General features: G+C 42.9%; 13 protein-coding genes. 6 read left to right on the top strand and 7 right to left on the bottom strand.

The window, feature by feature from the left end:
- The first annotated feature begins 47 nt into the window (after positions 1 to 47).
- Positions 48 to 1,013: an AraC family transcriptional regulator gene (locus tag C8N29_RS01895; protein ID WP_107864322.1), complete on the top strand. Its 966-nt coding sequence runs from the start codon at positions 48 to 50 to the stop codon at positions 1,011 to 1,013.
- Positions 1,014 to 1,040: 27 nt separating this feature from the next.
- On the opposite strand, the gene glyS is transcribed toward C8N29_RS01895, so the two are convergent.
- The 5 genes from glyS to C8N29_RS01870 all read right to left on the bottom strand — a co-directional run bounded on the left by glyS (position 1,041) and on the right by C8N29_RS01870 (position 7,199).
- Entirely contained in the window at positions 1,041 to 3,119 is a 2,079-nt protein-coding gene (glyS, locus tag C8N29_RS01890) for a glycine--tRNA ligase subunit beta (RefSeq protein ID WP_107864321.1), read from the bottom strand.
- A complete protein-coding gene (gene glyQ / locus C8N29_RS01885) occupies positions 3,119 to 4,081 on the bottom strand; it encodes a glycine--tRNA ligase subunit alpha (protein WP_107864320.1) in 963 nt (320 codons plus the stop codon). Before glyQ ends, glyS begins: the two co-directional genes overlap by 1 nt.
- Before the next feature lie 223 nt (positions 4,082 to 4,304).
- The gene (locus C8N29_RS01880) at positions 4,305 to 5,438 is read right to left on the bottom strand and encodes a hypothetical protein (RefSeq protein WP_146164406.1); all 1,134 of its coding nucleotides are present in this window, start codon (positions 5,436 to 5,438) and stop codon (positions 4,305 to 4,307) included.
- A 72-nt stretch (positions 5,439 to 5,510) separates the two neighbouring features.
- The gene (locus C8N29_RS01875) at positions 5,511 to 6,128 is read right to left on the bottom strand and encodes a hypothetical protein (RefSeq protein WP_107864318.1); all 618 of its coding nucleotides are present in this window, start codon (positions 6,126 to 6,128) and stop codon (positions 5,511 to 5,513) included.
- Between the two features lie 159 nt (positions 6,129 to 6,287).
- Positions 6,288 to 7,199, bottom strand: coding sequence for a DUF1853 family protein (locus C8N29_RS01870; RefSeq protein ID WP_107864317.1), 912 nt, complete (start codon positions 7,197 to 7,199; stop codon positions 6,288 to 6,290).
- A 380-nt stretch (positions 7,200 to 7,579) separates the two neighbouring features.
- On the opposite strand from C8N29_RS01870, the gene C8N29_RS01865 reads away from it, so the two are divergent.
- Positions 7,580 to 8,011: a hypothetical protein gene (locus C8N29_RS01865; RefSeq protein WP_107864316.1), complete on the top strand. Its 432-nt coding sequence runs from the start codon at positions 7,580 to 7,582 to the stop codon at positions 8,009 to 8,011.
- A 37-nt stretch (positions 8,012 to 8,048) separates the two neighbouring features.
- Here the strand turns inward: C8N29_RS01865 and C8N29_RS01860 are convergent, their stop codons facing one another.
- Positions 8,049 to 8,249, bottom strand: a complete 201-nt coding sequence (locus tag C8N29_RS01860) for a PspC domain-containing protein (protein ID WP_204509253.1) — start codon at positions 8,247 to 8,249, stop codon at positions 8,049 to 8,051.
- 288 nt (positions 8,250 to 8,537) lie between these two features.
- Between C8N29_RS01860 and C8N29_RS01855 the strand changes: the two genes are divergently transcribed.
- The 4 genes from C8N29_RS01855 to C8N29_RS01840 all read left to right on the top strand — a co-directional run bounded on the left by C8N29_RS01855 (position 8,538) and on the right by C8N29_RS01840 (position 13,248).
- The gene (locus C8N29_RS01855; RefSeq protein WP_107864315.1) at positions 8,538 to 9,872 is read left to right on the top strand and encodes an SWIM zinc finger family protein; all 1,335 of its coding nucleotides are present in this window, start codon (positions 8,538 to 8,540) and stop codon (positions 9,870 to 9,872) included.
- Entirely contained in the window at positions 9,869 to 11,335 is a 1,467-nt protein-coding gene (locus C8N29_RS01850; RefSeq protein WP_107864314.1) for a DUF5691 domain-containing protein, read from the top strand. Before C8N29_RS01855 ends, C8N29_RS01850 begins: the two co-directional genes overlap by 4 nt.
- Positions 11,336 to 11,461: 126 nt before the next feature.
- The gene (locus C8N29_RS01845) at positions 11,462 to 12,346 is read left to right on the top strand and encodes a multinuclear nonheme iron-dependent oxidase (RefSeq protein ID WP_107864313.1); all 885 of its coding nucleotides are present in this window, start codon (positions 11,462 to 11,464) and stop codon (positions 12,344 to 12,346) included.
- Positions 12,343 to 13,248, top strand: coding sequence for a hypothetical protein (locus tag C8N29_RS01840; protein WP_107864312.1), 906 nt, complete (start codon positions 12,343 to 12,345; stop codon positions 13,246 to 13,248). The genes C8N29_RS01845 and C8N29_RS01840 overlap by 4 nt, the downstream gene beginning before the upstream one ends.
- Here C8N29_RS01840 and C8N29_RS01835 read toward each other — a convergent pair.
- Positions 13,245 to 13,805, bottom strand: a complete 561-nt coding sequence (locus tag C8N29_RS01835) for a hypothetical protein (RefSeq protein ID WP_107864311.1) — start codon at positions 13,803 to 13,805, stop codon at positions 13,245 to 13,247. The two genes, C8N29_RS01840 and C8N29_RS01835, sit on opposite strands and share 4 nt — an antisense overlap.
- Positions 13,806 to 14,014: the final 209 nt, after the last annotated feature.

The raw sequence follows: 14,014 nt of genomic DNA, 5'->3' as shown, positions 1-14,014 counted from the left end.
GGGATGTTCTCTTCCTATTGGCTATTTTAAAATAAAGAGAATAATCTATGTTAGATTCACTTAAAGAATATCCCGAAACTGATTGTTTTAGTAGTATCCTTAGTGACTTTAATATGGATATTATTTATTATAAATTTATTAAAATACCTAATGATTTTTATGTCAAAAAAAATAGCTTAACTTGCTGTTTTTATTATGTGTTAGAAGGGCACATTAATATCTTTACCAAACAACAGACTATTAATATGTCAAAAGGCGATGCTGTTATTTTACCTCGCCCTATAGAACATATATTATCAACAAAAGACAGCATAGCAAAAATTGATACGCTAAAAACCCCAAACTTTCTAGATTTAGTTAATGATACACATCAAACTAAAGCGCGTGTTATTTCTTTTGGAGAAGAAACAAAAACAATTCTGTTATGTGGCGCTTTTACCTTTAAAATGAGTACATGCCAAATATTAATGGATATTATACCTAATTTTCTACAAGTAAAATCTAATCAATCAGAAAAAACTAAATGGTTAAATATCGGTTTTGATTTTTTTCTTACAGAAATTACATCTGACAATAATTTTGGTCATCAACTTATTATTAATAGAATCTTTGATTTATTCTTTCTTAATATGCTCAGAGCTTATTTTACCGAATATCATTTAGATTCTAATGTATGGCTGAATGGTTTTAAAGACCCTTATATTGCTAAGACACTATTTGTTATTCATCGTACGCCATCACGCAAATGGACTGTTGAATTACTTGCTCAAGAAATTGGCCTATCTCGTTCAGCACTATCAGCAAAGTTTTCGGCTATGTTAGGGCAAGGTGTTATGGAATATATTTCGAGTTATCGTATCAGTTTAGCAGCTTCAGCACTCAAAAACTCCAATATTTCTATTGGCTTACTTGCAGAAAAAGTTGGCTTTAGCTCAGAGTTTGTTTTTTCTCGGTCATTTAAGCGTAAAATGGGTTGTTTACCCAGTAAATATCGGCAAACTAGCTATAATTAAAAAAGGGCAGAAAAATCTGCCCTTTTTTTACTGCAACTGCGAAATATCCGCTGTTTTTAAGAATAATTCACGCAAACTCGCCAATAAATTTAAGCGATTTTGACGAATGGCTGCATCTTCTGCATTCACCATCACCGAATCAAAAAACTGGTCAATGGGTGCACGTAAGGCCGCCAAAGCAGATAACGCTGGTGTGTAATCACCTGCGGCAAATAATGGGGCTAATTGTGTTTGTAAGCTAGCCACTTTGGCGGCTAAGGCTTGTTCAGCCACTTCGCTTAACAAACTATTATCCACACCACCCGTCACCGTCACGCCATCTTTGCTTAAAATATTGGCCACACGTTTATTAGCAGCCGCTAAAGCTTCAGCTTCGGCTAAGTTGCGGAAGTTCGCTACCGCTTTAATACGACGGTCAAAATCTAAAGGTTGAGCGGGCTTGAGCGTTTGTACCGCTTGAATGACATCAACGGTAATGCCTTGTTCTTCGTACATAGCACGATAACGACCTAATAAGAACTCAAATACCTCATTGACGGTATTCGCATTGCTGAGTTTGCTGCCATAGGCATTGACCGCTTGTTGACTCAAGACATTAATATCTAAGGCTAATTCTTTTTCGATAATAATGCGTAACAAACCAATCGCCGCACGACGTAAACCAAACGGGTCTTTGCTGCCTGTTGGTGGTTGATTGATGCCAAAGATACCCACTAAGGTATCGAGTTTGTCAGCAATGGCAACCGCTAAACCTGTTTTGGTGCTAGGTAAAACATCACCTGCAAATTTAGGTAAGTATTGCTCATTTAACGCCAAAGCGACATCGTTGGCTTCACCATCGTTTTGGGCATAATAATAACCTGCAATACCTTGTAACTCAGGAAACTCGCCAACCATTTCGGTGGCTAAATCACACTTCGCTAAAATGCCTGCACGTTGTGCCAATGCCACATCACCGCCAATTTGGGCGGCAATAAATGCGGCCAACTCGCTAATACGTTCGGCTTTTTCGTACACTGTGCCTAATTGAGCTTGGAAAACCACGGTTTTTAAGCGTTCATTACGACTTTCAAGTGTTACTTTTTTGTCTTGTTTAAAGAAGAATTCGGCATCGGTTAAACGTGGGCGCACCACTTTTTCGTTGCCTTCAACAATAAACTTGGCATTAGTGCTTTTGACATTAGCAACAGTAATAAAACGAGGCAATAATTTGCCGTTGTTATCGACCAAACAAAAATACTTTTGGTTATCTTGCATGGTTGAAATCAAGGCTTCTTGTGGAACGTGCAAAAAGCGTTCTTCAAAACGACACACCAACGGCACTGGATATTCCACCAAGGCGGTGACTTCATCCAATAACGCCGCAGGCATTAAGGCTTTGCCGCCCTGCTCAGCCGCTAACTTTTCTACCGCCGCAATAATCATCTGTTGGCGTTTGGCAAAATCAGGCACAACGTAAGCCATTTCTAATTGGGTTTCGTAGCTATGCTCTAAGCTGGCTGGATAATTGGTGTAATGAAGCGCTAAACGTTCATCTTGTGCCATAAACCGATGACCACGAGTAATACGGTCAGCTTGTTGACTTAAAATAGTCGTTGGCACAACCTTGTCACCCAACAACATCACCAACCATTGGGTTGGACGAACAAACTCCACTTTAGACGCACCCCAACGCATACGTTTGGCAATCGGTAAATTATCTAAGGCTTGCTGCACAATGTGTGGCAACAAAGCAACGGCTGTTTCACCTTGAATATGCTTGCTGACCCGTAATTTTTCGCCGCTACGGTCGATGTCAGCAATATCAACACCATTCTTTTTGGCAAAACCGACAGCCGCTTGTGTCGGATTGCCATTGGCATCAAACGCTGCTTTCACAGGTGGGCCATCGACATGCACGGTGCGGTCGGGTTGTTGCAAGGCTAAATGTTGCACGCTCACTGCTAAACGACGTGGTGCAGCATAATAACGTGCATGGTCATAACTTAAACCCGCTTGTTTTAAGCCTGCTTCAATGCCTGCTAAAAAACTTTCTGCTAAAGTTTTTAAGGATTTTGGTGGTAATTCTTCACAGCCTAATTCAACTAAAAAAGGTAAAGTGGTCATTATTTGCTCTCCGCTGCCAATTTTGCCAAGACTTCATCACGTAATTCTGGGCTAGCCATTGGAAAGCCTAAACGAGCACGCGCTTGCACATAACTTTGTGCTACCGCACGTGCTAATTGACGGACACGCAAAATATAACGCTGACGCTCAGTGACCGAAATCGCACGACGCGCATCTAATAAGTTAAAGCTATGAGAGGCTTTAATCACCATTTCATAAGCAGGCAACGGTAAGGGTTGTGGTAAAGCCATTAAACGGTTGGCTTCACTTTCGTAAAAATCGAATAAATCAAATAGTTTTTCGACATTGGCATGTTCAAAGTTAAAGGTGGATTGTTCAACTTCATTTTGATGAAACACATCACCATAGGTCACTTTACCAAATTGGCCATCTGTCCATGTTAAGTCATAAACAGAATCCACACCTTGCAAATACATCGCTAGACGTTCTAAACCATAGGTAATTTCGCCCGTCACAGGATAACACTCTACGCCACCCACTTGTTGAAAGTAGGTAAATTGGGTGACTTCCATACCGTTTAACCACACTTCCCAACCTAAGCCCCATGCACCTAAGGTCGGAGACTCCCAGTTGTCTTCGACAAAACGAATATCATGTACGGTGGGGTCAATGCCAATATGACGCAAAGAATTTAAATATAACTCTTGAATATTATCTGGATTGGGTTTTAACACCACTTGAAATTGATAATAGTGTTGCAAGCGGTTGGGGTTTTCACCATAACGACCATCAGCAGGACGACGTGACGGCTGCACATAGGCGGCGTTCCATGTTTCTGGGCCTAAAGCGCGCAAAAAAGTAGCGGTATGAAAAGTACCTGCACCCATTTCCATATCGTAGGGTTGTAACACGACACAGCCTTGCTGTGCCCAATAATTTTGTAAGGCCAAAATCAATCCTTGAAAAGTATTGATGGCTTGAGGAATTGCATTGCTGTTCATTGTTATCTGATGACTTAGGTTAGCGAACCGACACAGGTCAGAGGCGCGTACAGCCCTGACATGTGGAGGCAGTTCTGAGTTAAAAAAGTGACCTAGTATAATCGGGCGACAGGTGCAGGGCTAGACAAACAAAGGCAGATATTGGCTTGCTTATTTAATATAAACAGACAATTCTTGGCTTTTTGGAGCGAATAATAGGTATTTGTTCCACCCGACAGCCCTTTTAGTGTTGTACGATGGGCTGTGATAACACACTATTTAGACTGGGCTGAAACAACGGCGCACTACATTGCTTAGGTTGTTTGAGCGCACAGGCTAAATTACCTTGCCGCGACTTAGCATCATACACAGCCAACGCCTCGCTATTAGCTAAGCCCTGCACACGAATCACTAACGCCCCCTGCGCTGTGTCATAACTCACTATCGGGATAGACAGTGTTTGTTGGCCAATTTTCGTTTGTATGTGTACCTGAAAGCCTTCGATAAACGCTTGCTCACTGGCGGTCAAGGGCTGTGGTGGATAGGCTTGTAGGGTAATAATTTGCCAGTGGCTAATATATTTATCGTCTATATGCACCATACGACTAAACGGTCTAAACAACTGTTGATGTAACGGCGTCATCAAGCCATCGTTCATGCCATACTTATAAGCATAGGCCAACAGACATTGCCAACGCTGGCATAATTGCGCTAAAGGACTATCGGGATTCATGCTCAAATGCCAATCAACAAGCCATGTCGGTGCTGTTAATTCAGAAGATGATAGGCGTTTGGGCATCATCGACGTTTTTTGCTGCCATTGTGCATTCAAATTCATTAACCACGACACTAAATCTTGCGGCTCAGATGTTGGCTGTAAGGGCGTCTGTTGACTCAAGGCTTCTAATTGGCGACGTAATAACTGATTGTCTAACATCAGTTTTTGCTGCTGCTGTTGTAACGTGGACAAAAGTGCGGGTTGCTGAGTGGGCTGACTTTCTTGTTGCAAGGCCTTAATACGTGCCTGCAATACCGACTCATCCACGTGTGCACGGACAGAGAGTGATAACTTTTGCTGACCCGTTGCTGTTAATTCAAAACGCTCATTTAAGACTTGTACCTTGACAATGGCGGCTTTGATTTGTGCTATGCGCTCATCTAGTTTGTCATTCACTAATTGCGTTTGACCTTGTATATAGGTACCCGCTTCTTGCATCGCTTGTAATTGTACTTGGCTCAATGCCTGTTGTTTGGCGCTAATACGACTATCACTATCACCTAAGATATAAGCGCTTTGATACTCTTTACTCCATGCCCATACATAAACAGGTAAAACCGCTAAGGCCAACATGAAGAGTTGACGCAAATAAGTCTTCATATCAATCCACCTTATGATTAAGGCCAATGGGGGATAAGCGCTGAGCAGGTCATACTTATCCCCAAACATGCATTATTGTAGGTGTTGTTTTTCTAATTGACGTTGCTGCAAACGCTGCTCTAAATCGGCAAAGGCTTGCTTCGTTTCTGCACTTGGCGACTGCTGCTTTTGACTTTGGAGTGCTTTATTAAATTCTGCATAAGGCAATTTTAGTAGGGTGTATGCCTGAAACTCGCCATTAACCGCCTTCACCTCTTGTTTCACCACTTCAAAACCCACGATAGGTACATAATTGACTAAGGACTGAATGAGACTTTGATAACTACTGCTCGAATTTGCACCCGCATCTTGCTGCATCACTTGCTCGCTACCTGCAAGCTCCTGATTAAAAATTTTAGCAAGTCCGTATTGCGCTTGAAGCTGTGCTTTTTTAATCGCAATTTGTACTTTATCACTTTCACCTATTCCTAAAGCATATACCCCTGTATTGTCAGGACGTGGTACGGTTGTTGCCCATGAAGGCATCGCATCTAAGGTCTGCTCGGCTTGGTCTTGGGCAGCATGTCGACGTTGTTTTTCAATCTGTAATTGTTCTTTGACGAGGCTTTTATTGTCAGGTGCTGTACTACACGCTGTAAGCAAATACAGACTAAGCATCAAGAGTGTTGATTTAGAAAAAAGAGTTAACATGGCAGTATCCTTGTTGATTTTTATTGGAAGCCCTATGAGAATTGCATGAGCCGTGCCATATTTTTATTTATTCAAAATCAAAAACATATAAAATATAAAAAAATTTACTCACAATAATACATACAAAATTAGTATAGGTATCAAACAAAAAATGCCGTTTTATGGACGAGGTAACACGCGCACAAAACAACGAGCCTGCTCTTGTTGTTGGTCGTCAAAACCTATCCATAACGCTGCACGCTCACTGCTTAACGGACGTACATCATTCACTTGCGCTAAGGCAAGTTGTTTACTCGGTTGATGGTGAGTGAGCCATTCTTCGCGAGCTGCTTGCCGCCATTGTAGTTGTGCAACATCAGGATGCTGTAGAAAGTCGTCATACATCAACCAATTGCCTTGTAAATGTTGGTCTGCCAAACAAGGAACCGTCGGACTGTGCGCACGCGCAAATAATGACTTATCTACCAGTGGATAAAACAATCTCCCTTTGACAATTAAACACCGCTTTGTGAGGGTATTATCTTGATAATGACTAAAACGAAATTGTTTAGTCGCTAAATGTTGAAGTTTGCGCGCTAAACTATCGTTATCGTTTGCACCCAACCAAGACTCTGCCTGTGTGAGGGGGTCATAGCCTAAATAAAATTTTATGGCAACTTCCCAATGCTCGATATCGCCTGTTTCTTGGTTTTTGACAACAAAATCCAACTCCCCTACGGTTGTTTTATCCTGAAACAACGTAGCGCGATGTTTAATTAAACGAAAGGAATGGTAAGCACTATCCTGTAACCAAAATAGTAATAAATACTCAAAATAATAGCCTAAGCGATGATTATGATGTTGTGCAAAAAACTGGTCTAAGACGTGTGGATGGGCATCTAAATAGTGTAAACGCGATTGATAGGCTACATATTGCCGTTGCCAAAAGGCATCATCTAATACGGTTAACGGTAACTGAAAATCAGGTAAATAGGACAATAGGCTAGGCGATGCTAAAACCCATGCTAAATTACGTACATGGGGATGGGCGTACAAAAACCACGGCATCTCGATATTAGGGTCTGTTGACATGTTGATTGTACTTGCGAAAGAAGCTATTTTCTAGAGGATACGAGGCGTGAGTCGCGTAGTTTGGTTATTCCAAATCAGCGATGAGCAACGAAGTAGCCTCAAAAAATAGTTCTTTCCCTGTGGGTTGGGTTAAAAATTGACTCATTCTACGTGACAAAACTGGCCAATAGAATCACTATTCGCTGCGTTTTTTGCCTTGCCTGAGTCAATTTTTATCAGCAACGCGGCTCACACGCAAAACATCAACAGCCCCTATTCCATTTAGCTTTTTTGACTCTATCTTTAGCTTGTCTACCCCCACTAATGGAGGATGGCAATAGGCTGATGATTGTTCTACGCTAAAGAGACTTACTTTTCACAGGCGTAGACAGGACTGTACCATGAAAAAAATCGTCTCTCATGTAATATGTGCGCTTTGTCTGAGTTCATCGGTTGTCTATGCCGATGAAAGTTCAGACCAACAGGCTGACCAATTTATGGAATGCCTGTCGATTGCCGAAGAACAACGCAATAACGACCCTAACCCCGACATGAAAAATCACTGGGCGCAGTTTAGTGATATTTATGGCGCGAATGTCTATATGTATGCGGGTTCTATCAACTATATTTTTGACCATATCCAAGAAAAATTTGATAAATGGGGCAATATGCGGCAAATGCTGCCGACACAGGCCGTCAATAATTTAGCCCTAGCGGTGCTTAACAAATGTGATAAACAAGCACTTGAAAAAGTAGCCTCTATAGATAACTACACAACCGCATTACAAGCCTACCTCAAAGCACGCCAACAAAGCGCTCCAGCAACACCTTAATTGCTTCTTGAATGCCTGTACGTTAAGGGTACAGGCCTTACTGCTCTTGTGCTAAAGGCATCATAAACCATAATATTAAGTACACTAGAATGCCAGGCACGGCGGCACTGAGTGATGAAATAACGATAAATAACAATCTAACCTTGAATGGACTCCACCCCAAATATTCGGCTATGCCTCCCATTACCCCTGCAATGATATTATATTCGCGTGAGCGGACTAATTTTTTGGTGGCCATCAATCGTCTCTCCTTCATAGCAACGACATAAATTGTCGTTATAACACCATCGTGGACTAGGCTGACACGCTGTCTTAGGCAGATAATCACCCCATAGGACAGCATGGTATGGCTAAGGATAGCCCTTAAGCAACGTCTCTGTGTTGCTATTTTGCAGAAGACACGCAATAGTTGCGTTTTAGTGGCCTCCTCCACATACAGTTTGTGTATGACTTAGCCCACTGTGTTGAGCAAAGAAGAACGCTCTATTGTCACTCTTGACTGATTAACCCTGAAGGAATAGACAGCGTGGATAAACCACAACTTAGTGCCGAACAAGCCTTACAGTATGCCCCCGATGACAGCTCCATCAAGGCAGCCAAAAAGCTCGCTGCGGCGACACAATGGCAACAATTACAATTACACACACGTGAGCAGAGTTTTCCTATTTTAGCGGGTGAAATAAAAGGCAGTGCGCTCTATCAAAGCGCTATTTTTTTAGGTGATAAATTCAGCTTTTACTGTAATTGCCCCAGTTTTAAGCGACCCTGCAAACACGGTTTAGCCTTGCTGCTGTGTTATGCTCAGTCCGCTGAGGCATTTCAACAACAGGCAATACCTGATTGGCTGAATCAACACCTCCGTAAATTTGAAGCCAGCCAACAAAAAAAACAAGAAAAAGCCGCCACATCCGTCAAAGTTGTTGACGAAGCTGCACAGGCTAAACGAGCAGCCGCGCGTGAGCAAAAAGTCCAAGCCGCACTGAATGAACTACAGCAATGGCTCAGTGATTTGATTAAAGTCGGACTTGGCCAAGCAAAAACATGGCACTATCGTGAGTTTGAACGTATTAAAACCCGACTGATTGATGGTCAAGCCAGTGGTTTAGTCGTGTATATAGACGATTTGGTATCTGCTTTAGCGCATAGCGAATGGCAATCGCGTGCCAGTCTACACGTAGGTAAAATTCAACTCATCTTAAGCGCGTATCAACAAAAACAACACTTAGCGCTTGCACTACAACACGATTTACGTACCGTCATTGGTTGGAATACCCCGCAAGAACACGTACTTGCTGGCGCTCTCGCTGAAGAAACATGGCTAGTATTAGGACAACGTGAGCTAGAAGGGCAAAACAATATTCGTTATCGCCGACAATGGCTGTGGGGACTGACGCAGCAACGCCCAGCCTTAGTGCTCCAATTTGCCGCAGGTTTTATGCCTTTAGTACCCGCGCTACCCACGATGGCCGAATTTAGGAGTGAATTTGCATGGTATGGCAGTGCATGGCCTCAACGTATTGCCCTCCAAAGCCCACAAGCCATAGAGCGCCAGCCGTTAAGACACGCATTAGGTTTTAATACCCTTGAAGAAGCCCTGCATCAACAAGCACAAGCCTTAGCGGCTAATCCATTTTTAAGCATTTTTCCTATGTTACTTCATCAGGTTGTGCCTTATCAGCAACAAGGACAATGGTATATCGTCGATAGCACAGGCCATGCTCTGCCTCTACAAGCGCCGCGCGATAAATGGCAATTATTGGCTCTATCAGGTGGGCACCCCATCTGTGTTTTTGGCGAATGGGACGCTAATGTCTTAACTCTGTTAAGTGCGTGGTCTGGACAGGAGTTTATCGAACTATGAAGACATGGCAATCTTTGCAAGTCGCAGCATTATTGGGCACACAAAAACCGCAAGCTCCCCTTCACTGGCCAGATAACTCACTACAGCAGCTTGCCGACCAACTGCCGCAAGAGCCACCGATTTTATTAAATCAACTGGCATTGATGTCTGTGTATGTACGTGCTGGCCACAGCCCAGTACCTTGCTCCGTGCAAGACCTTGCCCCAGAAGATAGCTTAGCGATAGCCAATACAGCCCAACAAAAGCATCTGAGCTATGTGTTAAGCCCAGAAGGTCAAGACTATTTAAGCACGTGGCTCACTTATGCTCAGGGCGCTAGGGTACGTTGCCCCCATCGTTATTTAGCGCAATTACTCGAGCTAGGGACTAAACATAAAAAATGGCGTATCGGCATTGCACAAGTTGTGGGTGCACGTGGCGCATGGTTGGCACAACAACAAGCAGAGTGGGCATGGTTACGGGGTGGACAAATTTGTCTCTCTGACCCTCAGCTACTCACAGAGTGGCATACGGCCTCTACTGCGAGTCGAGAACTCCTCTTTGAGCGTCTACGTCAAGCACAACCTGCTCAAGCACTGGCATTTTTAGCACAGATTTATGCAGAAGAAAGCGCTAATACACGCAAGAGCTTACTCGAAAAGTTAGCGATACATTTATCTAGCGCAGACCATGACTTTTTAGAAGGTTGTTTAGATGACCGTAGTAAAGTTGTCAAAGAAGTAGTCGTTGATTTATTGGCACGTTTACCAAACTCCGCCTTACAACAGCGTTTACAAACGTGTTTGAGTACGCATTTATTACTCAAAAAAGGCATGATGCACAAAGCCTTAGTTATTGAAGCCATAGAGAGTGTCTCGGCTAGTCTAGAACGTGATGGTCTTAACCCTAAAGCCGCAGACATTAAAAATGGACTAGGCGAAAAAGCACAGTGGCTACGTGACGTGCTTGCGGGGGTATCTTTGACGTGGTTATCTATTCATTATGAGATGGATGGTGAGCAGTTCTTGGCCGCGTCTATGAAAACCGATTGGGCAGAAGCCATCGTCACAGGCTTAGCAACAGCCGCTATACGACAACAACAAGAAGATTGGTTAAAGGCGTTACTTGCGGTACAAAGTAAAAAGTTTCAATTAAATAAATTCCAATTATTTAATGCATTGACTCCGCCCCATAAAGAACACTATTTACTCAAACAATTAGCGTTGTCCAAAAAAACCAGCGAACAGGCCAATACCGTGATGCAGTTTTTTTATCACAGTGACGGCTGGTTATGGTCGAGTTATTTTACGCAAGTGGTGATGGGAATCTATCAAGAGCAGATTAAAGAACAACAACACTCACAGTTACATGTCTATTTAGCCCGTTTTGGTGATTGGCAACTCAGTAAACAAATCAATGATTATCCCTCACCCATTTTACATGCATGGCAAATACGGATGGAGATGGCACAAGCCTTTGTCTAAGTTATCGATTTAGCAGCACAAACAGGCGTACTCATTTTTTCACAACAGGTGCTGTCTTATGATAATCTTAAGCCATAAGGCATCCCCTTCTCAGCCGCTCAACCACTCAGCTCTTTAGAGTTAACCATGCTCATGACGCAATTACCCACATTAGGTTTAGGGATTAGTCTTAGCTTATCTGCACAACCAGACCCTGTGACTATTATAAAAAATAGTGCTATTAGTTTTGTTGAGTATGCGGGTTTAGTCGATGTGGCGCGTGTATGGCCTGATGTTAAACGGATTCAAAACGCAGGGGCGACCGTTTTATATCATCCCTCTTATATCAATTTTTGTGGTTCTTTTGCCAATCAAGCACACTGGTTAAGACAAACCGCAGAACATATTCAGCAAGTAGGGTCGGCGTGGTTTGCTCAAGACTGCGCCTATTGTTTTTGGCAACAAGAACAAGGCTACTCCACCCAATTAGGGTATTTTATTCCACCTATCTTAAATGAACAGTCCTTAGCGCAAGCGATTGTACGGGTTAAAGAAGTACAAGCACTGGTTCCTGTTGTCGTGGCTATCGAACCCCCTCCTATGCTATTTGTGGTTGGTGATATGCCGTTATGGACATTTTTTCAACGATTAGCCGAAGCGACAGACTGCGCCATTTTATTGGATATGGGGCATTTAGTCTCGTATGAGTTAGCCAGTGGTCTGAATATCCGTGAGCATTTACAGGCATTTGCACCTGAGAGGGTGATTGAAGTGCATATTGCTGGTGGACGTTTAGAACAACAGGCCGATGGCGAGATGTATATTGATGCCCATGAATACCCCATTTTAGAACAAACATGGCAGATGTTAGCGAAGGTTTTGCCTCATTTACCCCATCTCAAAGCCGTTTGTTACGAATGCGAGGGGATGAGTCAAGAAGCCGTGTTAAGTACACTGTCACGGCTCAAACAAACCGTAGAGACTTACAGTATCAATGCTGAGCTAGTGGCTCACATCAGAGCCAAATCATGAGTTTAGCCCAACAAGAACAGGCGTTATTTGCCTTATTATTTGATAGCGAACGCCAACAGCAATTTTGTCAACATGGCATCGCTGCATTAGCTGACTTTGGCCTCAGTCGCACCGAGTTAGCTGACTTTCGTCACATTCGAGCCAGCGCCTTGCAGTATGATAGTCAACTACGCATCGACTTTATACTGGCGCAGTTTTGTCGTGCTTTGCCTTTAAGTTTCAGCCTCATTAAGGCGCTCACAGGCAGTGTAGATTTTATTCGTCAACAGCTCAGTTATGAGGTCATGCAACAAGAGACCAGTAAACGTTTATTGCACTTTGCCAAACAGCTTAAACCCGCCATCACCAGACAAGCCTTTGCCAATCGGACATTGCTGGCTATTTTAGCGGCTGAAACCGCCATGATTTCTACCAGTTATCAACTCAAGATGGCCTATAGTCAAGGCAAACCGTTCGATACTAAATCTGTATTAGATGCCCATTGGCAAACTCGACCGCTGCGTATTGCCGACTATGTCAGTGTCAGCGTCTTACCTTTATCCTACCCCATCCTTAAACAAGGCTTATGTCCCTACTTGGGTTCCGAGTTATGGCATTATTTACAACAATCAAACTCCGACCATGCCGAACCTCTCACGTTTCTACATCAGGAAGACCCACGGTTACTCGTCAGTTTAGCGTACATTAGCCACCACTCTCCGTGTGATATGACGATTGACCACACCACGATTGAGTTATCCGAAGGGTTTGCCCCGCTTCTAGATGCGGTTGATGGCGAACTGTGTGTCAACCAACTCTTAGCGTACTTACAAAAAGCAGGCGCGCCTCATCCCCTTTTACAAAGTGTTGCCATGGGCTTTAGACATTTATTACAACAAGGCATGTTGATTTTTAATGATTAGGGCAAAAATTGGTCTTGCTGTAATTCCTGTAATAAATGACGTACATAATCTTCAACTAATATGGACTCAGGAACGTCATCATAACTGGTGGTTTGACTCAGCATCGTCCAGACATTTTCTTGCTTTTTTTCGTCAAACATCGTGGCTTTAATCAGCATTTGAATATGACGATTACGCTTTTCAATCGCAAAATCTACCATATTCACTTTTAAGAGACAGGCTTGTGAATTATTGACGAGAGCCTGCTGTTGCACGAGTGCTAGCAGTTGCTGGCTGAGCGTTTCGTTGATACGGTCATATTGACGTTTAATTTGTGAAATCTCTATGGGACTGACAGCCGTACTCCCCACTAAACTGGATAGCGGCTCAGACTCTAATGTCCCTAAACGAATATCTATCAAATTATCTTGCCAGACCTGCTCACTTAATGCCAATTTACAAGCAAGCTCTTTGGCTTGAAACTTTTCTTTTGGCGCTGTTGTCACCGACTGACAACCCGCGAGTAACAGTAAATACGCTATAACAGCAAGACCGAATGGTGTAGTGCGCTTTATCATTATTGTCATCACTTGAAATTACATTAGCCAAGCTACATTGCACCGTAATTTTAAGCCTTTGGGTAGTAGCTGTTGACATTTTCAATACGTTATCCCGCATTATTTTAAGCGACAAAAATTGTCGTAGTCGCTTTTTTACAACTAGGAAAAACAGGTATAAATTTGGATAATCCTTCATTATTCGCCTTAATTGCATAACCGCAGTCCCA

The sequence above is a fragment of the Agitococcus lubricus genome, from assembly GCF_003051055.1.
In the GTDB taxonomy this organism is placed as follows: Bacteria; Pseudomonadota; Gammaproteobacteria; order Pseudomonadales; family Moraxellaceae; genus Agitococcus; species Agitococcus lubricus.
Note: the sequence above shows the minus strand (reverse complement) of the source record. Positions and strands in the feature narration are given on the sequence as shown.